22 protein-coding genes are annotated in these 24,271 nt (G+C 43.9%); 2 read left to right on the forward strand and 20 right to left on the reverse strand.

The window, feature by feature from the left end; translation table 11 throughout:
* Positions 1–40 precede the first annotated feature (40 nt).
* The 18 genes from ACFQ1Z_RS02335 to ACFQ1Z_RS02420 form a co-directional block, all read right to left on the reverse strand.
* The gene (locus tag ACFQ1Z_RS02335; protein WP_379055247.1) at positions 41–829 is read right to left on the reverse strand and encodes a methyltransferase, TIGR04325 family; all 789 of its coding nucleotides are present in this window, start codon (positions 827–829) and stop codon (positions 41–43) included.
* A gap of 14 nt (positions 830–843) precedes the next feature.
* A complete protein-coding gene (locus ACFQ1Z_RS02340) occupies positions 844–1,737 on the reverse strand; it encodes a glycosyltransferase family 2 protein (RefSeq protein WP_379055249.1) in 894 nt (297 codons plus the stop codon).
* Positions 1,738–2,421, reverse strand: a complete 684-nt coding sequence (locus tag ACFQ1Z_RS02345; protein WP_379055251.1) for an FkbM family methyltransferase — start codon at positions 2,419–2,421, stop codon at positions 1,738–1,740.
* A gap of 69 nt (positions 2,422–2,490) precedes the next feature.
* A complete protein-coding gene (locus tag ACFQ1Z_RS02350; RefSeq protein WP_379055253.1) occupies positions 2,491–4,269 on the reverse strand; it encodes an ATP-binding cassette domain-containing protein in 1,779 nt (592 codons plus the stop codon).
* Positions 4,266–5,951, reverse strand: a complete 1,686-nt coding sequence (locus ACFQ1Z_RS02355; RefSeq protein ID WP_379055255.1) for a hypothetical protein — start codon at positions 5,949–5,951, stop codon at positions 4,266–4,268. Before ACFQ1Z_RS02355 ends, ACFQ1Z_RS02350 begins: the two co-directional genes overlap by 4 nt.
* A complete protein-coding gene (locus tag ACFQ1Z_RS02360) occupies positions 5,948–7,045 on the reverse strand; it encodes an acyltransferase family protein (RefSeq protein ID WP_379055257.1) in 1,098 nt (365 codons plus the stop codon). Before ACFQ1Z_RS02360 ends, ACFQ1Z_RS02355 begins: the two co-directional genes overlap by 4 nt.
* Complete coding sequence (locus tag ACFQ1Z_RS02365; protein WP_379055259.1) at positions 7,042–8,217, reverse strand: polysaccharide pyruvyl transferase family protein; 1,176 nt, start codon at positions 8,215–8,217, stop codon at positions 7,042–7,044. Before ACFQ1Z_RS02365 ends, ACFQ1Z_RS02360 begins: the two co-directional genes overlap by 4 nt.
* 3 nt (positions 8,218–8,220) lie before the next feature.
* Positions 8,221–9,423, reverse strand: a complete 1,203-nt coding sequence (locus ACFQ1Z_RS02370) for an N-acetyl sugar amidotransferase (RefSeq protein ID WP_379055261.1) — start codon at positions 9,421–9,423, stop codon at positions 8,221–8,223.
* A gap of 18 nt (positions 9,424–9,441) precedes the next feature.
* Positions 9,442–10,083, reverse strand: coding sequence for an imidazole glycerol phosphate synthase subunit HisH (gene hisH, locus ACFQ1Z_RS02375; protein ID WP_379055263.1), 642 nt, complete (start codon positions 10,081–10,083; stop codon positions 9,442–9,444).
* On the reverse strand, positions 10,070–10,810 hold the full coding sequence (gene hisF / locus ACFQ1Z_RS02380) for an imidazole glycerol phosphate synthase subunit HisF (RefSeq protein WP_379055265.1): 741 nt from the start codon (positions 10,808–10,810) through the stop codon (positions 10,070–10,072). The genes hisH and hisF overlap by 14 nt, the downstream gene beginning before the upstream one ends.
* Position 10,811: 1 nt before the next feature.
* Positions 10,812–11,951, reverse strand: coding sequence for a UDP-N-acetylglucosamine 2-epimerase (neuC, locus tag ACFQ1Z_RS02385; RefSeq protein ID WP_379055267.1), 1,140 nt, complete (start codon positions 11,949–11,951; stop codon positions 10,812–10,814).
* Positions 11,941–12,999, reverse strand: coding sequence for an N-acetylneuraminate synthase family protein (locus tag ACFQ1Z_RS02390; RefSeq protein WP_379055268.1), 1,059 nt, complete (start codon positions 12,997–12,999; stop codon positions 11,941–11,943). Before ACFQ1Z_RS02390 ends, neuC begins: the two co-directional genes overlap by 11 nt.
* On the reverse strand, positions 12,986–13,687 hold the full coding sequence (locus ACFQ1Z_RS02395) for an acylneuraminate cytidylyltransferase family protein (RefSeq protein ID WP_379055270.1): 702 nt from the start codon (positions 13,685–13,687) through the stop codon (positions 12,986–12,988). The genes ACFQ1Z_RS02390 and ACFQ1Z_RS02395 overlap by 14 nt, the downstream gene beginning before the upstream one ends.
* A gap of 54 nt (positions 13,688–13,741) precedes the next feature.
* Entirely contained in the window at positions 13,742–14,824 is a 1,083-nt protein-coding gene (locus ACFQ1Z_RS02400; protein ID WP_379055272.1) for a DegT/DnrJ/EryC1/StrS family aminotransferase, read from the reverse strand.
* Entirely contained in the window at positions 14,821–15,201 is a 381-nt protein-coding gene (locus tag ACFQ1Z_RS02405; RefSeq protein ID WP_379055274.1) for a sugar 3,4-ketoisomerase, read from the reverse strand. Before ACFQ1Z_RS02405 ends, ACFQ1Z_RS02400 begins: the two co-directional genes overlap by 4 nt.
* Before the next feature lie 46 nt (positions 15,202–15,247).
* A complete protein-coding gene (locus ACFQ1Z_RS02410; RefSeq protein ID WP_379055276.1) occupies positions 15,248–16,225 on the reverse strand; it encodes a GDP-L-fucose synthase family protein in 978 nt (325 codons plus the stop codon).
* Between the two features lie 4 nt (positions 16,226–16,229).
* Positions 16,230–17,315: a GDP-mannose 4,6-dehydratase gene (gene gmd / locus ACFQ1Z_RS02415; protein ID WP_379055278.1), complete on the reverse strand. Its 1,086-nt coding sequence runs from the start codon at positions 17,313–17,315 to the stop codon at positions 16,230–16,232.
* A 75-nt stretch (positions 17,316–17,390) separates the two neighbouring features.
* Positions 17,391–19,412, reverse strand: coding sequence for a UvrD-helicase domain-containing protein (locus ACFQ1Z_RS02420; RefSeq protein ID WP_379055280.1), 2,022 nt, complete (start codon positions 19,410–19,412; stop codon positions 17,391–17,393).
* 243 nt (positions 19,413–19,655) lie between these two features.
* Between ACFQ1Z_RS02420 and ACFQ1Z_RS02425 the strand changes: the two genes are divergently transcribed.
* On the forward strand, positions 19,656–20,807 hold the full coding sequence (locus ACFQ1Z_RS02425; RefSeq protein ID WP_379055282.1) for a GGDEF domain-containing protein: 1,152 nt from the start codon (positions 19,656–19,658) through the stop codon (positions 20,805–20,807).
* 56 nt (positions 20,808–20,863) lie between these two features.
* Here ACFQ1Z_RS02425 and ylqF read toward each other — a convergent pair whose 3' ends face one another.
* Both ylqF and ACFQ1Z_RS02435 read right to left on the reverse strand, forming a co-directional pair.
* Positions 20,864–21,799 (reverse strand): ribosome biogenesis GTPase YlqF, encoded by a 936-nt coding sequence (ylqF, locus tag ACFQ1Z_RS02430; protein WP_379055284.1) that lies wholly within the window; start codon positions 21,797–21,799, stop codon positions 20,864–20,866.
* A 187-nt stretch (positions 21,800–21,986) separates the two neighbouring features.
* Positions 21,987–22,979: a DUF481 domain-containing protein gene (locus ACFQ1Z_RS02435; RefSeq protein WP_379055286.1), complete on the reverse strand. Its 993-nt coding sequence runs from the start codon at positions 22,977–22,979 to the stop codon at positions 21,987–21,989.
* A gap of 340 nt (positions 22,980–23,319) precedes the next feature.
* On the opposite strand from ACFQ1Z_RS02435, the gene ACFQ1Z_RS02440 reads away from it, so the two are divergent.
* On the forward strand, positions 23,320–24,156 hold the full coding sequence (locus ACFQ1Z_RS02440; protein ID WP_379055288.1) for a class I SAM-dependent methyltransferase: 837 nt from the start codon (positions 23,320–23,322) through the stop codon (positions 24,154–24,156).
* Positions 24,157–24,271: the final 115 nt, after the last annotated feature.

The following is a 24,271-nucleotide window of genomic DNA, read 5'->3' on the forward strand; positions in this document are numbered from 1 at the left end:
GTAACCGAAGAAAACAGAGAGGATTTGGGGTTAAAGGTTATCAGGAGATTCTTTCGAACAAGAAACCTTTAACTTCTCCTAGTTCAAAATCATCATCACAACTAAACTCATAGATGCATTTGTATCCTAACTCTTGCATGAGTTTATCAAACTGACTTTCTGAAAAGAACCAAGCAGGATAACTAGCTTTATAAATGGATTCTGGAACGCTCTGTACAGTTAATCTATCTTTTTCTGATTGAATAAAGGGGGTTCTATCAATCAAAATATATTGAAATTCAAACTTGGCAATTTCACTTAATAATTGCCGCGGATTTTCAATGTATGGAAGCACACTGGATAAAAGGATTGCATCTCCTTTGTCACCCCTGACGCCTTCGGCTAAGGTCGAGTGGAATGTTAAATGTTTATTCTGTAATTGTTTTTTTCCGTATTCTACATAGTGAGACTGCTCAACAATAGACCAGTTTACTTCTTGAATCGTACTCAGGAAATCCCTATGCTGATAATACAGGCTGCCTAATGCACCCCCAAAATCAATAATGTTAAGTTTGTTATTTTGTTTATTTGCAATAAATAATAAGCAGGCTAATAAAGGCCAGCGATATGCTGGCTCATAAAAACAAACAGAATCTCTTTCATAAGCCGCTTGTCCAGAAATTACTTTTTGCGTGGACTCTTTAACCTTCTCGAAGATATTGTCGCTGTCATACCCTATGGCTTGATTCTGAGCATCGCTCCAGTGGGCATAATCACCAATAAATCGAATTCTGTTCCCTCGAAAAAATGCAAATACCTTAAGCAGAATTGGAGGGCAGAATGGTTTCAATATTTTTCTTAGAGTCAAAGTCCCAGCTTTCTTTTTATTCTACGTAAAATATTCATTGACTTGTTTTGTTGCGCTTTAAAATATTTTTCAATCAACTTCACTGCTAGCAAATCATCCTCAACTGTCTCGGGGAAATGACTAATCTTGGAATCAGATAAGTTCGATGTGAAAATTTCAGTATTGCTGCAATGCGTACCACTACCATCATTACCAATATTTTCAACAAGGGATTTACCTGGATATAGGGTATACAGGTTGTTCAAGAAAGCGCTAGCATGCCAACGGATAGCCCAGGAATCATTTTTTCCATCTATTTGATCTTTTAACATTTGAGAATACGGGTAGGTATCATTGAAGTTAAAGCGTTTTAAAAGTTTCTGCCTTTTAAGGCCGTCTAAGAGCTGAACTCCGTCGGAGTTGAATAAGCCCCACTTTTCTTTCCAGGTGGCCCAACCCCAGCAATCAGCGCCTCTCAAGAAAAACGTTTCAGGTAAACCTTGAGTCGGATATATATAACCATGAATACTGGCTACCTTTTCGTTATTCTTATAATGATTAAGCGCATCGTTCATATATGTTAAAAAATAGGTGGAAGTGGCAATGTCGTCTTCCAGAACAATCGCTTTCCCAAACTCATTACATACCTTCGTTACTCCATCAATGATGGAGTTCGCTAGACCATAATTGCAATCCCGCTCGATAATCCTGATCGACTTGAAACCATCGATAGACTTTATAAAGCTTCTTACGCTGTCTACTTTTTTACTCTGTTCTGAAGATCGGGGCCCATCAGAGAAAATAATAAGGTCAGTTTCAGAGGATAGATGATTTGCTTTTAGTGCTTGTATTGTATTTTGAGTATGAAGTAGTCTGTTGTATACAAATAGAGCGATAGGCGCGTATTCCAATTAAGCACTCCTAGAGTCTTCATAAACTATAGTATTGTATGTCCGGAATTTTGCCTGATAATCGACAGACTTCATGTAATGATGAATCGGGAAGTTCAAGTTTTCTATGCTCTCCAGCCCCAGCTGTTCTGTAAGCAGGTATTTAGGTCTGAATCTATTCCAGTCATTCGACATTAAAACATTTAGGTCTAATCCCTCAACATCAACTGACATGAAGTCTATTTTCTTATCTTCAGGTACGAACTTTTCAAGCAATTCACTTAAAGGATAAACTTTGATCTGTATCGTTTTTTTGACAAAAAAATCTGTTTTCGCAAGGCGATCATCCACGAGTTCCTTGTCAAAAGTGTTTAATGCAGGCTCATTAAACATGTAATAGTCCAGGGTTTCACTAAAGTTATTTACACCGCAATTTAAATTTATATCTCTTGAGCGGTTTTTTTGAAAAGATACATACATTTCTGGATTGGGTTCTATGTTGATACCTGACCAGCCTTTCTTGTAGAAAGAAAATGTATTGGAAAAGCGGATAGGGTGGTGAGCTCCAATATCTACATAAAAGCCTTCTTTTAATCCGGAAAACAACCTCTGTAATAAGATATCTTCACCTTCCTGACCATAAGAGTTATTAAGGTATTTTATTGAGTCAGGTAGGAACTTTATAAGTTTATGGAGTATTCGCATCAATTTTAAATGTATGAACTTGGAATTGAACAATCGGTCATCTTAGCAGTGCTGAAACTATCGAGAGTTTTAACTTGTTAATTGTGTATGGTACATCGTCTTATAAAGGTTGCATGATACTAGCAATGACTCATGCACCCCAGAATCTATGATTGTGCCTTTATCCATTACGTAAATATTGTCACAATCAGTGACGTTAGACAGCTTGTGAGACACAATGATAGTCGTTACCACCCCATGAAGCTTTGCAATGTCAGCGATAAAAGCTTTTTCGGTAATGGAATCTAATGCACTGGTCGGCTCATCAAAAACCAGAATTTTAGGCGCTTTGTAAATTGCTCTGGCAATTGCCAGCCGTTGCTTTTGCCCGCCAGACAAATTAATTCCGCCTTCACCGATTTTAGTCGCCTCTTTATCTTGTAAGGACTCAATAAAGTGATCCAACTTTGATATCTCGATTGCCTGTTTTAAACGGGTTTTATCTGGATGAGCTTCAAATGTGATGTTGTAAGAAATACTTTCATCAAACAATGTGATGGATTGTGGAACATAACCTAGGATTGAGGAAAATGATTTACTGCTAAAAGGCTCAATCACCTGGTTATCGAGAGAAAAAACGCCTTGTTTAGTTTCCAAGAGACCAGTGATGATATCAAGCAGCGTTGATTTTCCGGAGCCTGACGGGCCTACGATGCCTACTGACGAGCCTTTCTGGATCGTCATGGAAATGCTTTTCAGCGTTGGTTTGTCACCATAGCTAAAGTATAGATTGTCAATGCAGAGTTGCTGATCAAAACTCAAAGAATCATCTCGTTTTAATTGTTGATTACTATCTAGTTGTATCGATGTATCAAGTAGGTGCTGAACGAAACGGCATGAGTATTTATAAGCGTTAATTGATGATATAAGTTTAGCTAGGGAGGGTAATGCCTTTAACGCAGCCAATGTGGCTAATGCGATTAGCGGGGTGGCTTTCTGTATATCAGAACCATGAGAAAGAAATAATATGATTGATATCACAATCCCGATTAACATTAATGTTTCAAGATAAATTCTTGTTAATCCTTGAGTCGTTGCAAACATCCAGTTTGATTCAGCGAATTTGCTTGAAATGTCACGACTGTATGACTCTATCGTCGGGCCAAGGCTCATAATTTTTATGTCACGAATCGATGCGGCCAAAGAGTGTAGCACCCTGTGCCTGAGGTTTTCGATGTTATTCTGTAACACGCCTAAATAAGTAACTTTTTTACTAATCGGTTTGTATAGAAAAACAAAATATAGAAGTGAAATGAAAATGATGCCTAATGCCACAAATGGCATAGACACAATAAAAGTTATCAGCAGAAGTAATAAGAAAAATAACTCTGTCAAAATGCTAAGCATCATCTGCAGGGTAATGGATGCATGAATAGTATTGGAGAATGCTATTCCAGCCAGTCTGGAAGTTGAAAGTTTGCTAAAAAACTCATATTTGGCATTAATCGTTTTATGCAGGAAATCATCAGTTAAGTCCTTTGTAAATCCTGCAATAATTTCATTTTGACTTCTAAGCACCTTTTGGTGGAGTCGAGCTTTAACTAAATAAGCTACGATTAATGAAATGCCTGAATATATGATCAATTCACCGTGAGTTAAATCTGTAAAAAAAAATGTCAGAAATTGATGGCTTTGAATATAGTCTGGATTCATTGCCAGCGATACAAATGGAAAGATAAGCAATATGCCAGCCAGGTCTGATATAGCCAGGAACACACTCATGAGCACTAAGCGAGTGAAAACAACCTGTTGAAGAGCGTCAATGATGTACGCCGGAATCGGTAAACGTTTTTTAAAACTAGCAATCATTTTATTTGCCTGAAATCTGGATCAATTGTTAAGTCGGCTAGTAACAGATCATCTGTCAGTGGTGCGTTTCCGATCAACCCTGAGTCATAAAGTGAATCCGCATCAGTTTCAAAGAGTTTTAAAAAGCGTTTTTCTTCTTCAGCATTCTTGAATCCTTTACTCAAGTCCATTTTCATCCATAAACGCCTAAATATTTTGTTTAGCAGGCGTTTCGAAATCTTATTAATTAAGGAAGGCTGCCAGTTTTTTCCTACCTCTGTCATTTGGGCTAGCTGCACAGTCCCCATAGAAAAACTCACAGCTAACCATCTAAATGCATGCAGCACCCGTTGAATTTTATTTTCATCATTAAGCGCATTTTCAATATTTGCAAAATAGCTTTGCAAATTATCTCCAGTGAAATGAATATCCGCCGGATACGATGGCAGATTAAAGTCATAGGTCACTACAGGCACACCATGCAACAATGCTTCGACTCCTGTTGCCGACCAACCGGTGATTACAAGGTTGACTTGATCCAGGATGTCATAGATTGATAGGCCTTCATTTGGCATGTTGGCAGCGACATTGGATGGTAGATTCGAGAGTATAGACTCCCATTTCTTTGATTGTTCCGACTGTATCAACTCTCGCTTATTTGGATAGTCTCTTGGGTGAACGCGGATGATCAAAAATAGATTTTCATGTTTTGAGATATATTCAATCGTATTTTGAATCCATATGAACTGGTCCCTAAACACAGAACTATTCACTTTTTTTTCTGGAAAAGCACCAATGACAAAGGCTGAATAAGCTTCATCATAACTACTTAAACTCGCCAGTATGATTTTAGAGTCCTTGGGGATCTTGTAGTGGTCCCTAAGATCTAAATTTCCTTTTTTTGCATTTGAAAATACTGCAAAAGAACTGGCCTTATACAGTTCAGATAAATGACCATGAATTCTGTTGATATCTTGTTTTGTAACAAACTGCTTAACTTGATCCCAGTGTGCAAGTGCCGGGTTAACTAGTTTATGTTTACCCCAACTCCAAACTCGCAGAGCACTGTAGCGTTCCGAGTTGCTAGAACTACCTTCAATAAAATAAACTTTACTGCCGTGTCGAATTGCGTATTCTGCGCAAACCCCATTTGTTCCATATTGGGGGCTGTAGATAAAGATTTTACTGGGATTCTCTTGAGCATAAATTCTTGAAAAGCCCAGCAGGGATATTAGGCAGCTTTCAATATGTTGGAGATAAGCTTTCCATTGTGCATCATCTAGCACGGTAGTCATTTTTTTGAATTTTAGGTAGGGTTCATATGTTGCGATCCTGCCAACGGGAACGCCCAGGTATTCAAAATCAAGATAATTATCCTGAGTTAATTGCGAGACAAGTTTTTTTACTTCACTCACATGCTCATTGGTTACATATGAGGATAGGTTCAAATGTTTATTACTAGCAACCTTGGCTATTTGAGCTGCATTTTTATTGCATTGTTTACAAATGTTTCGCTTTAAGGAGTCATCAGAAGATGGCTCCAAGCCAAAAGCACTCATGCTTGTACAATAGTCTGGAAACGCCTGATTGCATGAAACATAAGTGATTTCATGGCCTCTTTTCTTTAGGGTCTTCGCTAATATACTTTCTGGTAACGCATGTAACCAAATTGCAGCATTCAAGGAAAAAAACATTGTTTTCATAATGGTTGGATTTTTCTCTTGAAAATACTATAGAACACCTTCTTGAAGGTTTTTGTGTCTTCAAGATGGCTTGCGACTGATCTGCTGAATTGCATAATCAGGAAGAATAAGGTTGTTGAGAAAATTAACCGCATGTAAATGTCATGGTTATCAATAAGTAACAAATACAAAGAATATACAAATAACGTAATTGGAAAATGGATGATGTAAAGGCTATAAGAGTAGTTCGCGATTTTTTTCATGAAGCTACCGAGCAGCCAGCGTGTATTCATTGCTATTGCAAAAACTGTAAAAATAAAAAAGAATGCAAGAATGGTGTCGCTTACTTTTTCTTGAGTAGAAAAAATTATTGTTCCAAATAAAATGGCTATTGAAATAGCGGAAATTAATTTTACACGGGGTGTGGAAGATTCGTAGCCAATAAAAAAGGCTGAACCAACCAGCCACCATGATGCATAGTGGATAGTGACGGGATTTTGGATAAAGGATCTAGCTAAAACCAAAAATAAAAGAGTACTTGAAATCTGTTTAAAAGACCCGCGGCCGGAATTAATGATTAAAACTAGAAGGCCAGCAAAAATATACATCCTGACTTCAATGTACAGACTCCACAAAGGTCCGTTCATTTGTTCTAAACCATTCAGCAAGGCGAATGCAGTGAGGATTTCCCTAAAATTTAGAGTGAAATATTCGCGCGCCTGATATACATCCATAGCGGTAGAAAGAGGACTTGTTGTACCAGGTAATTTCAGCACATTCACAATAATGTATATGAAAACTACTAGAAGAATTGAAAAGATAAATGGTGGGTAAATCCTGATAATACGGCTTACGAAATATTCGGTTTCGTGAAATTTGCCATTATTGATCCCAAGATTCCTATTCAGACTCATGGCAATGACATATCCGCTAAGTACGAAGAAAGTCAGCACTGCAACAACGCTTGCATGGTGCATTAAGTGGCTTAATGGATGGTCACTCCCGACAACAGGCATCCAAAAAATCTGAAATAGATGGCTGATGAAAACAACTACAGCAGAAATAGCTCTTAAATAATCAAAGTTGCTGTAATTCTTGATTGTTGCTTGGTTCACGACTTAAAGTTATCTGGATTTTGGATTTGTATGTGATTAGTTTGTAGCCAAACACTAATCTCTGAAATCGCCTGATCTAATGATTTTTCTATGTTTAGTTTTACATTTGAAATTTCAGATGCAAGCTGATCGGATTCGGTCATTTCGGTTATTAAATCCATGATTTTTTTAGAAAATGTGTGTTCTTTAACATTGACTAAGTATTTTGACATATTGATTTCATCATACAAACCTTGAATCTGTTTGTAACTATTTAAACCTATTGTAGGAATGTTATTTCCCAAGGCGACAACGTTAGAATGAAATCTACTTGCTAAAAATATGTCGCATTTTTCATATTCCATGAATGAGGATGCTTCAAATGGGCAATTTGAATCATATGTAGCTAAAATTAAATCATTCCTGCGGATATGGTCTGGCAACATGAACATAAGGTCGGAAAAGACTTTAATGTCACTGAATATATGTGGAAACAGGATGAATTTTGTATTTGACCATTTTTCGGATATATCCCGTAGCAGGTTGCTGAACTCGTTCAAAAAGCTATTGTAATCATGGTGTTCCTTACCTGGAAATCGCACATCAAGCATATCGCCTGCAAGATTGATCCCAACCGTCAAACCATTTTCCTTATTCTTGGACGATGTCTGAGGTAGCTTAGTAAAAAAGCCGCCATCTGGTAATTTTACGACTTTTGCTAAGTTGTTTTTATTCTTTACATGTTTCGACAGGGTTGAGAATGCGCCGTCATTCCTTACACTAACGAGATAGCGCATAGGTTCGTGAGTAAGCTTCTCAAAAAAAGCATTGAATTTATCAATGGTAGAAGCGCTGTAGCCCATGCCATCATCAACACCTAAGGCATTGAAGAAAACGGGAGTTTTTATTTTATTGAAAATCTCATCTTCTATTGAGATAGAAGTTCCAGTCGGCGAGTTTTCTACCCAAAGCTCGAAAAAATTTCCTCCACCGAAAATAACCAGATCCGAAGCGTTGGCCAAAGCAACGAATTGTTCGTCAAACCTTTCTGTTCTGCGGTAAACGTTTCTGATCTCAAATTCATTCCACTCAATCTCATCTGAGATCAACTTTTCGAACCATGCTCTAAAACCATAATGATTGGCGATATCGCCTATATTTCCACTAAAACTTGCTACATGTAGAATTTTCATAAATCAATACACAGTATGTTTTAAAGTCCAGGCACCATCGCGCCGTTCCCACAGATGAGGTGACCTGAATTTATCAACTGTCTGGTGAAACTCTTCCTCAGTAATACTTAGATAGCTTAAAAACTCTTTAAAGTATTTTTTGGGGAATTCGTGGTCATATTTTTGAACTAGAGCAACTCCCTCCTCACGAGTGATTTTGCCATTTCTAATCTCTTGCGCAGCGTCATAAGTTGCACGACCAATCCCAAATTTAGCTAAAGTCGTATAGTAATGAAACATATCGATCTTATCGTCAATGCTGCTGTATTTTGAGTAAGTTCCTTCTGTTCTCTCCGTGTTCGCCTGGAAACCAGTATGTTCGGTTGCATAGTAATAACATTCTTGAGGGTCCCATTTCAAGTAATACCCAAGATAGTGAACTTCTACACCTTTACTATCCAAATATTCGGCACTCGGCGGGATATATGGAGCGAAGTCATTGAGCGTGAATTCAGTTTCTTCTAATATTTCTTTTACTTTTTTCCCACCAAGAATCATTTCCTCTGGATTGCTGGAAGAAAAGAACTTGTTGTCCATGGTGGGCTTGTAATTTTCCTTGGGATTGTTCCCGTATTCGGCCTGATTCTCACCATACATAACCAGTTTTATACCAAACTTTGCTGCCATTAAAGGACCAATGATTCTTTGGCCTACGATAAATGGTTGAAAGGGGTGAAGCAGGTTCAGGAATGCCTGTCTAGTGAGATATCTGTGTAATTTACCGTTAGGCGTGAAGAGAATATTATCCAAGCCACCCATGTGTACCCAGTTTTCAAAATTCTTCCAACCGATGTCGGTATAGAGATGTGGAGCCCACGTCACAGTTAAAGGGTTCATCCCATACTTGTATTTCAGGATATGCGAAGTATAGGCACTGTCTTTGCCGCCACTACCAGGTACAACGATGTCATAACCACCGTCGGTTCTTTTATGCTGATTAAGCAATTCTACAAGCTGATCTTCACGCTCTTGCCAATCAATATTTTCATTTTTAACCTCATTGTAGAGGCAAGCATCGCAGATACCATCTTCATTAAATCCAATGGTAGATTTTTTTTCATTGCGTTCATGCTTGAATTCAACAGTGGAACTAGGTCGCTGGTTGGAGATGACACATTTTTTACAAAATCTGACTTGTTCAGGCAAACCAAATAGGGTCTTGCTCATAAATTTCCTTATAACTTGTTAGCACTTGCTAATGAAATTGCTTATCAACTGTAATCCACTAATGCCACTTTTTTCAGGGTGGAACTGCACTCCCCAGATATTGCCGCTCTGTACCGAAGCAACAAAATTCAAATCGTGGTAACCCGCATAGGAGGTGATTGAACTTGCTGAAACATTCGTCGCAGCATAGCTATGAATAAAATAAAATCTTCTTTCGGGAGCAGGAATATGATTAAACATATCCTGCTCTCCGAGTGAGGTGCATGACACATTAGCCCAACGTATATGCGGTAGTCTCGCACTCTCTAAATGAGACAGATCTATTTTTTTTACATCACCATTGATCAGACCCAGGCCATCGACTTCCTCGTGTTCGTATCCTTTATCAAACAGCAATTGCATTCCTAAACAAATGCCTAGAATAGGCTTTTGCGATGCCGAAAAATCTTTGATCGTTTGAATTAAGTTTTTCTTTTCAAGATTATTCATGGCATTGGGGAAAGCACCGACACCCGGAATAATAAGACCATCACTTTCGAGGATGCTATCTCTTGTATCAGTCAATAATGCATTTGCGCCAGAAGCATGAAGCGCATTACTGATACTTCTGATATTGCCAAGCCCGTAATTGAGGATAGCTATATTTTTAATGTTGCTCATACTTGTTTTTTATGTGCTCTTTGATATTTATTATTTCAATATTTTTGTAATGTAACGCAGATGCAAAACAGAGTCCGCTTAAATTTGTTTTTTCACACAGTGCGTCTATATGTTCAAGCTTTCCAAATCCACCACTTGCTAAAACTGGAATTGTCACAGAGTTGTTAACCATCTCCATGAGTTCTACATCGAATCCTAACTTAGTGCCATCTTTATCAATCGAAGTAATAAGCAATTCTCCGGCACCTAAATCTTGAAGCTGTTTGCACCAGGTTTCTACTAAGATATCAGTCTTCTCCCGGCCTGACTCTGTATAAGCTTCCCAACCATTCTGAGTGTGTTTTGCTTGTATCGAAGCAACCACACACTGGCTACCGTATTTAGTAGCGATCTCTTCAATAAATGCAGGGTTCTGAATTGCTGAGGTGTTGATTGCAACTTTGTCTGCACCTGAGTCTAAAGCTTCTTCAACATCTGATAGTTTCCTCAATCCGCCACCGATTGTGATTGGAACAAAAACTTTCTCAGAGGCGGCTCTGATCACTGAAAATATATTATTCCGATTGTATAAACTCGCAACGCTATCCAGGAAAAGCAATTCATCTATCCCCTGCATGTAGTAATCCATTGCCATATCAAGGGGATTGCCTACTTTTCTGAGCCCTTCAAGATGAATTCCTTTGATAACATGTTCATTCTTTATATCCAATCTGGCAATTACTCTCAATTCACTTCCAATCCACAAAATGCTTTTGTTTATCTATGTTCCAAAATTTTGAAGAATCAAGAATTTCACAAAATTGATTTGCGCTGTTTCCATTACCAAATAATGCTTGAGGCGTGCGTACGAGTTGATCGCTCCAGGCTATGGCTTCTTTAATTTGAATACTATCGAATGCAGTATCAATAACCAATGAACATTTAACTCTGTTCTGCTGCCTGGTTCCCAAGTTGATGGCGGGAACTCCAAAGTGTGGAGCTTCACGGACACCGGCGCTGGAGTTGCCAATGATGTAGTCAGCATTTTTTAGGAGTGTAAGGAAGTACTCAAACCTCATCGATGGGAATATTTTGATATTCTCTAACTTTTCCAAGCGCGCATATTCACGCAAAATGATATTTGAGCCATGATCATTATTAGGGTAAATAACAATATAGTTTTTTTCTGATGCAATGACTTCATCAACAACGGTCTTTATCTGGTTATGTAGTTCTTTGACCTCTGTTGTCACTGGGTGAAACATTAAAATGGAATATTTATCATAACAAAGCCCATATCTTGATCTGACTTCGGCAATAGAAGGCAACGAATCCGAGTTCATCACATCAACATCGGGCGAGCCAATGATATGAATGCTATCGGGTATTTCACCAAGCTGTATGATTCTTTTCTTGGCCAGATCATTGGCAACAAAATGAACATGGGATAATTTAGAAACTGAATGTCTGATCAGTTCATCAACCGTTCCAGATACTTCCCCACCCTCAATGTGACCGACTAAGATATTATTCAATGCCCCCACAGCTGCGCCAGCCAATGCTTCAACTCTATCACCGTGCACAATAATCAAATCAGGGGAGATTTCTTTTACATAGTCTGATAGCCCTGTAATTGTTTTCGCCAGTACACACTCCATGGTGTCATTGGCACTTTGGTTAATATATTTATAAATATTTTTGATGCCGATTCTCTCTACCTCAGTGCAAGTGTATCCATATTTGGAAAGCATATGCATGCCAGTGATAAAGACATGTATTTCAAATTTCTCTTTAGAGTCAAGTTTGAGCATCAGGGCTTTTAATTTGCCAAAGTCTGCTCTAGTCCCCGTAAGAAATATTATTTTTTTTATTGCTGAATCAAGCGCCATGTTCAATGCTGCCTAAAAGATCAGTTTTCTTGATCTGTTGTCCCTTTTTGATTGCGCGAACGGTGCTCCTTCCGAGCAGACTCTCATAATCGTCGGCGCTGAAGTCGCCACCACTTGGTCTTTTTACCCAGATATTTTTATCGGATAAGGTTTCTCCGGCATTAATGTCGGCAATGGAGACGACAGAAGCGAATGCAAAAGAAATCGTTGCTGCTTCCTCTTTGATCGGCTCTCTTTTGCCGCCTCTTGCCTGGAATATGATCTTGGATCCATCAATTAATTGGCTCAGTGCATTTTTATCCATTGAGCAAACAATATCAGGACCTGGTCTTGACATGCTGTCGGTAAAGTGTCGCTCCAGAATGGATGCACCAAGTGCTACGGCCCCTAAACAGGTGTAGTTAGATGTCGTGTGGTCGGATAAGCCGACTACGGCATCCGGAAACTCTTCTTTTAGCTGAGTTATCCCACCTAGCCTGACTAGTTCAGGCGGAGTAGGGTAAATATTGGTGCAATGCAAAAGCGCAAATGGGATATTTTTTTCTTTTAAGATATTCACTGATTTACGAATGGACTCGATGGTGTTCATTCCAGTGCTTAAAATAACCGGCTTTTTGAATTGCGATATATATCTGATCAACGGGTAGTTATTGCATTCACCAGAGCCAATCTTGAAAGCGGGAATATCAAAGCTGACCAATCTATCTACCGCAGCGCGAGAAAAAGGGGTGCTGATGAAGATTGCATTGCGACTTTTTACATAGTCCATGAGCTTTCTTTCATCGGCTTCATTCAGTGCACAACGATTCATGATCTCATAGATTGAAACGTCCGCATTCCCTGGAACGACCTCTTTTGCTTCATTGGACATTTCGTCTTCAATAATATGCGTTTGATGCTTGATGATTTCAGCGCCTGAGTTGATCGCAGCATCAGCCATTTCTATCGCGACATCAATTGAGCCTTCATGATTTATGCCTATTTCAGCTATCACTAATGGAGGATGGTTATCTCCAATTAGGCGACCGGCAATACTAAATTCTGCCATTCATTACCTCCAATAATCTTTCTGCTTCAAAAAAGTCATCCTGAGTGTCAATATCTACACTATCTTCTTTGCTCATAATAAACGGTAAGCCCCCGTTAGAAGGAAAACCACCTAATCTTTCAAAATCCTGGACTCTAAATATATAGATTGCGCCATTTGCCAGGTATGTTTTCGGCAGCGTTTGGCGAGAGGCATTGGTCAGATGCTCCGAAAAGAGTGATTCTAAAGTGCCCTGGTTATTAATTTTAAAGGATTTATAAGGCGACGATTCTAATTCAACAATACTTGTTAGGCTATGTAAGCCACTTTTGAACATTGAGGAAATTGCATTATCCAGAATGACAGAGTTCCTCAATGGTGATGTAGGTTGCAAGTAGGCAATGTAAGTGTTGGAATCCAAGGATTGATGTTTAATGAAATGCGATACAACTTCAACAGCAGTTGATGTATCTAGTGCAAGTTCATGCGGCCTTTCTATTAAGCAGATTTCTCTTTTTTTTCCATAGTTTAAAATTTCAATATTTTCAGACGACAAGAAAACATTATCGACATAAACTGAATCTAATGCAGCCTGGATGGTGTAATCAATTAAAGGCTTACCATTCAATATTTTTAAGTTCTTCTTTTCTAAACCCTTGGACCCTCCGCGTGCAGGGATAAGAGCTAGCAGTTGATTATTTTCAATCATATCGTTTCGTATATTGAAATTTAAAAAATGCCTGAAAGCAGTGATAGACCTGGCTTAAAACTTTTTTATGATTGAGCTTATCTGCTCAATATCATTGAGTGTATGACCAAACGATATTGGAAGACTTAATTCTGTTTCATGTAGCATGTCTGCAATAGGGTGATCTCCTTGCAGTATTCCTTGCATAGCTTGTTGTCGATGTGGTGGGATAGGGTAGTGAATTTCAGTCTTCACACCTTGTTCCAGCAACCAAGATTTCAATCTATCTCTTTCTTCATAACGGACACCAAAAATATGGAATACATCATATTCATCCTCTTTTTGGCGAGGCAGAGTCAGCCAGGGAGGCAAATTTTCAAAGTAAGTTTGAGCCAGAGTTCGTTTATGCTCTGTCATCTTATCAAGATGGCGCAACTTGACTCTAAGTAGTGCTGCTTGTATTTCGTCCAGCCTGGAATTCACACCTGCGTATTTATTGACGTATTTTTGTTTAGAGCCATAGTTACGTAAATGACGAAGGCGGTCAGCGATTTCGTCATCGTCTGTGACTACTGCGCCGGCATCACCAAGTGCGCCCAGGTTCTTGGTCGGGTAGAAGCTGAAACAGCCTGCATCACCAAATGTGCCAGTCATACGCCCCGCCAGTTTTGCACCGTGGGATTGAGCACAATCCTCAATCAGCTTTAAGCCGTGTTCATTGGCAATCGCGCATATAGCATCCATACGGCAGGTCTTGCCAAACAAATGTGTGACACAGATAGCACGAGTGGAAGCTGTAATAGCCGATTTAATTTTGAGCGGATCAATGTTGAACGTTGCCGGGTCGGGTTCTACAAGTACGGGGTTGTGACCCGCACGAATAATAGCCAGTATGGTTGCAATGTAGGTATTTGAAGCCACTATTATTTCGCTGCCTTTAGCCAGCATGAGTGCTTCTATCGACAGGATTAATGCATCCAAACCGTTGGCGACACCGATGCAGTGGCGCGAGCCTACCCAGGTTGCGAATTCTTTTTCAAACTCGGCAACTTCGTGACCTAAAACATACCAGCCTGAGCGAATGACATTGGTAGCGGCGGCTTCCAATTCCTGCATGAATTGCTTATTCGAGTCAGCAAGACTTTCGTATTCAATCATTTATTTGGCAGCTCGTAAGGCGTGTCAATGTATTCACTTCTGTCATAGATATGCGATGCCATGACAAACAGCACGCTACCTGTGCCAAAAGTCATTGTGTGCCAATCTTTAGGCTCAACAAGCAGGCATTGAGAAGGGGAATCCAGAGTGATGGTTTCTTCGGAAATGCCATCATTCATATATATTGCAATGCTTCCATGTAGCGCAATCAAGGCCTGTCTGGTGCTGACATGCCTGTGACCACCGCGCGTCTGTCCATCTGCCCCATAAATCCAGTACGTACGGACAGCTGAAAATGGTAAGGCCTTTTCAAGTACTGTCAGCGAACCACGCGTGTCTGAGAATGTAGGTAGATTTAGGATTGTGAAGTGTGACATAACGTAATCTTAATGAGCGATCTTTTAAATGGTCACTATCAGGCCATTATATTTGTTTTAAAAAGTCGTGATATGCGACTTCTAAACCCGTTTCAATCGATACCTTAGGTTGCCAGCCAGCCTGATGCAGGATAGTAGAGTCCATCAGCTTGCGCGGACTACCATCCGGCTTAGAGGTGTCAAATCGAATCTTACCCTCATATCCAATCACTTTCTGGACAGTTTCTGCAAGCGTTTTGATGGTGATGTCACTGCCGTACCCAAGATTGACCAGGGGAGGCTGGAATTTTCCTGATGCAGACTCATCACTGCCGAGTAATTGATTGAACTGACCCTCGTTTAGCTGCATTAAAAACACGCATGCATCTGCCATGTCCTGATTGTACAAAAATTCGCGTTTAGGTGTGCCCGTACCCCAAACAGTGACTTCAGCCTGTTTGCTAACTTTGGCTTCATGGAATTTTCGTATCAATGCCGGAATCACATGGCTATTTTCAGGGTGATAGTTATCACCAGGCCCATAAAGGTTGGTAGGCATAGCAGCCAAATATTTAGTGCCATATTGGCGGTTATAACTCCAGCACATTTCTATACCAGCTATCTTAGCCAAGGCATAGGGTCTGTTTGTAGGTTCAAGTGCACCCGTTAGCAAATGCTCTTCCTTCATTGGCTGCGGTGCAAATTTAGGATAAATGCAGCTGGAGCCTAAAAACAGTAAGCGCTTTACACCATTTACATACGACTGATGAATCACATTTGTCTGAATGGCTAAATTTTCGTGAATAAATTGGGCTGGGTAGGTGTTATTGGCATGAATGCCACCCACTTTGGCCGCAGCCAAAAAAACATATTCAGGTTTTTCTGCAGCGAAGAAATCCGTCACTGCTGTTTGAGAGGTCAAGTCTAATTCAGCATGGGTTCTGGTCAGCAAGTTTGTGTAGCCTTGCGCTAGCAATGCTTTCACAATGGCAGAGCCTACTAAGCCTCTATGGCCAGCAACATAGATTTTTGCGTTCTTATCCATGGATTTACTCGTGATAGTCCATGGCCTGGTAGCCATGCTGTTTGATCAATTCGTCGCGCTGGGCAGATTTATAATCTTCGCGCACCATTTCTGATACCAGCTCCTCAAAGCTGGTTTTAGGTACCCAGCCCAGTTTTTCTTTGGCTTTTGTTGGGTCGCCCAGCAATGTGTCGACCTCAGTAGGGCGGAAGTAGCGTGGGTCAACTTGCACGATACATTTATCGTTCCAGTAGCCTTTTTCTTCTACCCCGTTACCACGCCAGGTAACGGTGATATCTAACTCCTGGGCGGCGGCATTGACGAAGTCACGCACGCTGTATTGTTTGCCGGTGGCGATCACAAAATCTTCTGCCTGATCTTGTTGCAACATCAGCCATTGCATTTCGACATAATCTTTGGCATGTCCCCAGTCGCGTAACGAGTCCAGGTTGCCGAGGTAGAGGCATTCTTGCAAGCCTAGTTTGATACGCGCAAGAGCCCGCGTGATCTTGCGGGTGACGAATGTCTCGCCGCGGATCGGACTTTCGTGATTAAACAGGATGCCATTGCAGGCGTATATGCCATAAGCCTCACGGTAATTGACTGTGATCCAGTAAGCGTACATTTTGGCTACTGCATAGGGGCTGCGGGGGTAAAACGGGGTGGTTTCTTTTTGCGGTGTTTCTTGCACCAGGCCATAGAGTTCAGAAGTGGATGCCTGGTAAAAACGTGTTTTCTTCTCCAGGCCCAGTATACGTATCGCCTCAAGGATACGCAAAGTACCTATGCCATCGGCGTTCGCGGTATATTCAGGGGTTTCAAAGCTGACGGCTACGTGGCTCATCGCTGCCAGGTTATAGATCTCGTCTGGCTGAACTTGCTGGATGATCCTGATCAGGTTGGTCGAGTCAGTTAGATCACCGTAGTGCAGAATGAAATTTTGATTATCAATATGCGGGTCTTGATATAGATGATCAATCCTGTCGGTATTAAATAGAGAAGCTCTGCGCTTTATGCCATGCACGATATAGCCTTTATTAAGCAGAAGCTCGGCTAGATAAGCACCATCCTGACCAGTGATGCCGGTGATTAAAGCGACTTTTTGTGACATGTCTTAGAATTGTTGAGTTAAAAAGTGTTCGGATTATAACATGGGCTATATTGGCCTTAAACGAGGCGGGCGAAGTTATTTGCTTGCCAGCATCGCCTTAATATTCGCCATCTTGCTCTTGCCATAATCTTTGCTGGCCGGTTCACCGTTGCTGTTGAACGGGTTGCCGAAGTGTTTGACGTCGTCTTTTGGCAGTTCTGCGATAAAGCGGCTGGGTTCGCAGGCTTGCATTTCGCCGGCGCGTTTGCGTTTTTTGCACCAGGTGATATTGAGGGATTTTTGCGCGCGGGTGATGCCTACGTACATCAGGCGGCGTTCTTCTTCTATCTGGTCGTTATCTATAGATTCACGGTGTGGCAGTATGCCGTCTTCGCAGCCGATCAGGAACACGTGGCCGTATTCCAGGCCTTTGGAGGCGTGCAGGGTGGAGAGTTTTACGGCGTCCTGTTCTTCGCCATCTTTGCCTTCCAGCATGGTGATGAGGGCGACCAGTTGCGTGAGTTCCAGCAGGTTTTTGCCGGGTGACTCGTTGCCGTATTCAGTCGAGGCTTCGCCTTTTTTACTGAGCCAGGAAACGAACTCGAGGACGTTGCTCCAGCGTGATTCTGCCGCGCGCGCTTCTTCGCCGTCGTATAGATAGGTTTCGTACTGGATGGCGGTCAGCAGGTCGTTCAGTACCTCGTTGGCCGGGTCTTTGGTGGCGCGGCCTTGCAGGTTCTGGATATAGCGGCAAAAGGTCAGCAGGTCGTCCAGTTGTTTGGCGCCGACGTCGTGCTGGAAACCGCCTTCAAAAGCGGCGGCGAACAATGACAGCTTGTGCGCGCTGGCGTATTCGCCCAGCCTTTCCAGCGTGGTGTTGCCTATGCCTTTTTTCGGTGTGGTGGCGGCGCGGATAAACGCCGGGTCGTCGTCTTCATTGGCGATCAGGCGCAGGTAGCTGGTGATGTCCTTGATCTCGGTTTTATCAAAAAACGATTGTCCGCCAGAAATGGTGTAGGGGATCTTCTGGTTGCGCAGGAATTTTTCCATCACGCGTGCCTGGTGGTTGCTGCGGTAGAGCACGGCGTAATCTTTATAGGTGGTCCTATGCTCGAATTTGTGCGCTTGCAGTTTCATCAGCACGGTTTCGGCTTCGTGCTCTTCGCTTTGCGTAGCAGTGACGTGTATCAGCTCGCCGGTGCCTAAGTCGCTCCACAGTTTTTTCTCGAACAATTTGGGGTTGTTGGCGATCACGCTGTTGGCGGCGCGCAGAATGCGCACGGTAGAGCGGTAGTTCTGCTCCAGCTTGATGACTTTGAGTTTGGAGAAGTCTTTGGTCAGCTGACGCAGATTCTCGACGTCGGCACCGCGCCAGCCGTAAATGGCCTGGTCATCGTCGCCCACGGCAGTGAACTGGCCGCGTACACCGGTCAGTTGCTTGATCAGGCGGTATTGGCAGGCGTTGGTATCCTGATACTCATCGATCAGCAGATATTGCAGCTTGCGTTGCCATTTATCCAGCGTGTCGCGGTGCTGGTCAAACAGCTCTACCGGTACTTTGATCAGGTCATCAAAATCCACCGCCTGGTAAGCGCGCAAGGTTTGCTGATACAGCTGGTACACGCGCGCCGCGGCATGGGTCAGCTCTTCATCGGCCTGCGATTTTGCCTGGTCCGGGTTGATGAAGGCGTTTTTCCAGCCGGAGATCTGCCATTGGGTCTTGCGTAACAATTGCTTGTCTGTGGTGGCCAGGATGTCGCTGAGTATCTTGAAACTGTCAGAGGCATCGAGGATGGAGAATTGCGGTTTATAGCCGAGCAGGGCCGATTCCTGGCGCAGCATCTGCAGGCCCAGCGAGTGAAAAGTGGTCACGGTCAGGCCTTTACCACTTTTGCCTTCGAGCAGGGGGGCGACACGCTCCTGCATCTCACGTGCAGCTTTATTGGTAAAGGTGATGGCGGCGATCTGCGAGGCCTTGTAATTGGCCTCGTTGACCAGGTAGGCGATCTTCTGCGTGATCACACGGGTTTTGCCACTGCCGGCACCCGCGAGTACCAATAATGGTCCGTCGAGGTAGTGTATGGCTTCGCGCTGGGGAGGGTTTAAGAGATGTTGCATGGGAACTTCTACTGTTTGCTGGAGACAATCAAAGGAGAGGAATTAGCCTGTATGGACTATTTAACCCCTTAATTTATATGGGTATAGTCGCGATACCATAGTATTATGCCCTATAGGTAAACTAAAACTTTGACCTTTCCTGTGCTAGATCTCAATAGTGTCATTCTATCATCAATCGGCCTTACCTTTACTCTGGTTCTGGTTCTGTTGATTTTTGGCGTTTATCAGCAAAAGGCGCTGATCATGCATTGGGTGCGCGGGCTGGCCATGATGGGGCTGGGCCTGTGCATCTATTTCATCCCGCTGATCACGCCAGATGACAACCAGCGTAGCGTCTATGTCGCGACTTCTATGACGATGTTCGCGCTGGGCGTCAGTATCTATGTCAATGGCATACGTATGCTGCGTGGCTACCGTATCTACCGCTACCGCACCCTGCTGGTGATGACGACTTTGCTGGCGTGTAATGCGGTCATGCTCAATATGCACGCGGCAGACAAATGGATCATTCTTTCTAACCTGCTGGTGCTGGTCTGGGTGTTCTCTTATGGCAGCCGCAGCCTGACCGGGCATGGCCGTGATTTTGTCGCGCAGGTGTTCTGGCTGTGTTGCAGCCTGTTTGGCGGCATCAGCCTGATGCTGGGGCTGTTCGCCATTGAGGTCGGGCTGTCCGATGAAACCACCCTGGTCACCTTTATCCATTGGCCGGTGCATGCTTACCTGACCACCGCCATCATGCTGGTCCTCACCATTGTCACCAGCCTGCTATTGCTGGTGATGAATGTGCGCACCCAGGCCGGATTGCAAGCAATTGCGACTCTGGATGGCCTGACCGGTGTCTTGAACCGGCGTGGCTTGCAGGAAGCAGCCAACCGCATGCAGGCGGTTTCACAGCGTATCAGTTTGCCTATGGGCATGCTGATCATAGACCTGGATTACTTCAAGAAGGTCAATGATGTTTACGGCCATCTGGTGGGTGACGTGGTGCTGAAATCGTGTGCCGGCAATATACGCGGGGCTTTGCGTGGTGGCGATGTGATAGGCCGTTACGGCGGTGAGGAGTTTTGTATCTTGCTGCCTAATACCGGCGAGCAGGAAGCCATGGTGCTGGCTGAACGTATCCGCAGGACCATAGAGGTGACGCCGGTGAGCATTGCTGGTGTAGAAAGCATGAGTGATGATACACATGCCATCAAATGTACCGTCAGTGTCGGTGCGGTGAGTTCTGAAACGGTGGGTTATGCCTTAGACGGCATGTTTGCCGCGGCTGACCAAAACCTCTATAAAGCCAAGCAGAATGGCCGTAACCGGGTAGCGAGCAATATAGAGTTGTTGATGACGCAACCGCCAGCCACAGGCAAACCGGTCAAACGCAATGCCAGCGTAATCGCCTGACCGGCGGCATTTCAGTGCGGCCAGGTTTCAATAGAGCTTAAGGATTTCAATACAGCTTAAGGCGCATCCGCTGCTGTGGTCGTTTCTGGCTGTTCATCGGCGGTCTTGGGTTTGGCCGCTGCCAGCGCTATCATCTCGGCACGGCTTTTGGGCGATTCCAGGCTGACCCTGCCTATGGCTCCCCCGCGATAATCAGTCAAGAAAGCCATCGCTGTCCGCTCCATATCCCATTGCCCGTCATTACGTTTGTAGGCGCGGCGTTTGGCGATGGCCTGCAACAGGTCTATGCCATCTATCTGTTGTACATCCAGCTTCATGGCATCCAGTTTGTAACGGCTGTTGATCAATGCCGGATATTGTTTTAACAGCAGGTTGCCGAGAAATTCCGCCACGTCTTCATCTATTACCGCATTGCGGCCTATGGCGTGGCTGGCAGCCAGCATATAGCCATCTGATTCATGTTCTATCTTGGGCCACATCATGCCTGGTGTGTCGGTGATGCTCTGGTTATCGCCAAGGTCAAAGCGTTGCTGGCTTTTGGTCACTGCCGGCTCATCACCGACTTTGGCAGCGCGGCGGTTGAGCAGGGCGTTCATCAAGGTCGATTTACCGACGTTGGGGATGCCCATGATCATCATGCGTAAAGGCTTGAGCGGGGTGCCGCGATGCGGAGCCAGCTGGCGGCACAAGCCGGGGATCTTTTTCGCGTCGCCGGCTTTTTTACACGAAAGCGCTACGGCCTTGGTATTCGGCTGGCTGTTAAAGTAGTTGAGCCAGGCCTGGGTGATCTGCGGGTCGGCCAGGTCAGCCTTGTTGAGTATCTTCAGGTTGGGGCGCTGGCGAAAATTGCGCATATCCTCGATCATGGGGTTATGGCTGGCGGCAGGCACGCGCGCATCGAGTACTTCGATCACAATATCGATATGTTCCAGGGTCTCCTCTGCCTTTTTTCGGGCTGAGGTCATGTGTCCCGGGTACCATTGTATCGCCATATTTTTGCTCCATGTTCAATCAAAAAAATACGGTTTTACGTGCAGTGCCGTACTCCAACTCTCGCTGCGGCACATTTTTCTGATCGTGAATGTTGCAATGGCCAACGCTAGGTCTGGCCATTTTAACATTCAAGCGCCCAAGTCGCTAAATTTCGCAAACGGCTTAAAACTGACTTCCGATTAAAATTTACTTCCAGGTATAGCCCAGTGTGAACAGGGCGCGCGTATCGCCTTTTCTTCTGTCATCTGCCGGGCGGCTATCCAGGTTGTAATCCAGCTGGGTGGTCGCGCTCAGGCCGAGGATAAACGGGAAACGCAAGCCGGTGGAACTATAGAGCAGGATCTGCGAAGGTGCGCGCGGTGTATATAACACCTCGTGCCTGTGGAAAGCCTGCACAAATGAATCAAACAGGTACTGGTTGTAGTTGACCGCCCAGCGCAATGCGCCGTGGCTCTCGTCATCCTCCTGATAATAATCCTGCTTGATCCAGGACAGACCGCCTTCCAGCGACAGGTTGAGTTTTTCACCTTCAAATATCTGGTAACCGGTACCCACACCGTAAGTGCTACGCAACCTGATATCACGGAAGCGGTCTTTCTCCTGGATGGTGTTCAGGTAAGTAAACCATTTTTTTGTGAAGAAATGGTCATACTGGCCGCGCACACGCATATTGTTCTGCGTCTGCTCATCGTTATCTTCGGCCCAGTAGGCATAGCCTTGCACCGTATACCTGTCTTCCAGGCCGCGGGTGATGGATTCACCGTTGAACTGCATGTTGCGGTTCTTGCTATTGCCGTTGTTGAAAGTGCCGCCCAGGTTCAGGTTGCCGGTCCAGACATAGCCTTCGCCTATCAGGTCTTTGGAAGGGTTTATATACTGGATCTCTGCCAGTTCGGTATCCACCAGCTCGGTTTTGCCGTCCTCATCGAGTATGGCTTGCCCGTTCTCGCCGTGTTTGAGAAAACCAGTCACTACCGTCTGGTCAGACAGCATCATGGTGTAGGGTTTTTCGGCGTCTATGCTGAGGATATCCGACCAGTTGAGTTTGATTTCGCCAGCGTATGAGGTGCTGATAACGACTTTATCTGTGACTTTGACCACCAGGGTGCCGGTGATCTTGTCGCCGTTCTTCATCCACACACTGTCTGCGGCAGCGCTGCCTGAAAACCAGGTGAGCATTGCAATCAAGCCATACAAAAGCTGTTTTAACCGGTTTTTATTAAGGGCCTTGCAGGCTACATTAAAAAACATTGATACTCCCTTATTAAATTTGAATAAGTGCGAAATCCGCCGCATTGAATACAGGCCCGCCAGCCGGTCAACGTTGCCAGGTGGTTTAGTAAAGCCTGAAAGCGCATAGCGCTTAAGATTTGAGCAACTGATAGGGTAGTCAGCAAAAAAACGCATGAGTTCCCAAAAGCTGAGAGCGCTAAACGGCTGCTGCCAGCCATACGCCTATGCTGCTACACGCATCTATGCTGTTAAACTAGCATATCGCTATTTTAAAGCAGCAGGACGCATGGTCAAAACAATATTGCCGCCCGAAGTAAAGCCGGGCCAATCCATCCCATTATTACAAGCGCTGCATATCCTGACGCGGGATGGCAAACTCAACCAGGATAGTCGCCGTAAACTCAAACAGGTGTATCACCTGGTGAATTTCATAGAGCCGTTGCTGCAGACGGTGATGGCCGCGCAGTCTGACCCGGTACTGGTCGATCACGGCGCCGGCAAGTCATACCTGGGCTTTATCCTGTACGACTTGTTGCTCAAGCAGCATGCCGGCGGCCAGGTCATAGGCATAGAAAACCGCGCTGAGCTGATAGAAAAATCGCGGCAACTCGCCAGCGAATGCGGTTTTGACCGCATGCAGTTCGAGCCTTTAAGCGTGGCTGACGCCATGCAATCACAGCAGCTACCAGCCAAGGTGGATATCGTCACTGCATTGCATGCCTGTAATACTGCCACTGATGACGCTATCCAGTTCGGCCTGCAAAAGCAGGCGCAATATATGGTGCTGGTGCCTTGCTGCCAGGCCGAAGTCGCCGAGACCATGCGTGCGCATAAAGCGGAATCACTGGCCAAAACACTGCTGGGCGAACTGTGGCGCCATCCTATCCATACCCGTGAATTTGGCAGCCATGTGACCAATGTATTGCGTTGCCTGGAACTGGAAGCGCACGGCTACCAGGTCACGGTGACCGAGCTGGTGGGCTGGGAGCATTCGATGAAAAACGAACTGATCATCGCCAAATATACTGGTCAGAAAAAGCGCAGTGCGCTGGAGCGCGGGCAGCAACTGCTGGAGCAGCTCAATCTGGGCAGCCTGGGCGCAAGATTCAACTTGAATGGCTGAACAGAATTAAAAGTTGATACAGGATCAAAAGTTGAAAACACACTGAAAAAAACCTCTGCTACCGCAAAGTAGCAGAGGCCGAATGGAGCGTTAAAACTCCAGGGAAGAGACTTTA

The organism is Methylophilus luteus, from assembly GCF_042676265.1.
GTDB classification, from domain to species: domain Bacteria; phylum Pseudomonadota; class Gammaproteobacteria; order Burkholderiales; family Methylophilaceae; genus Methylophilus; species Methylophilus luteus.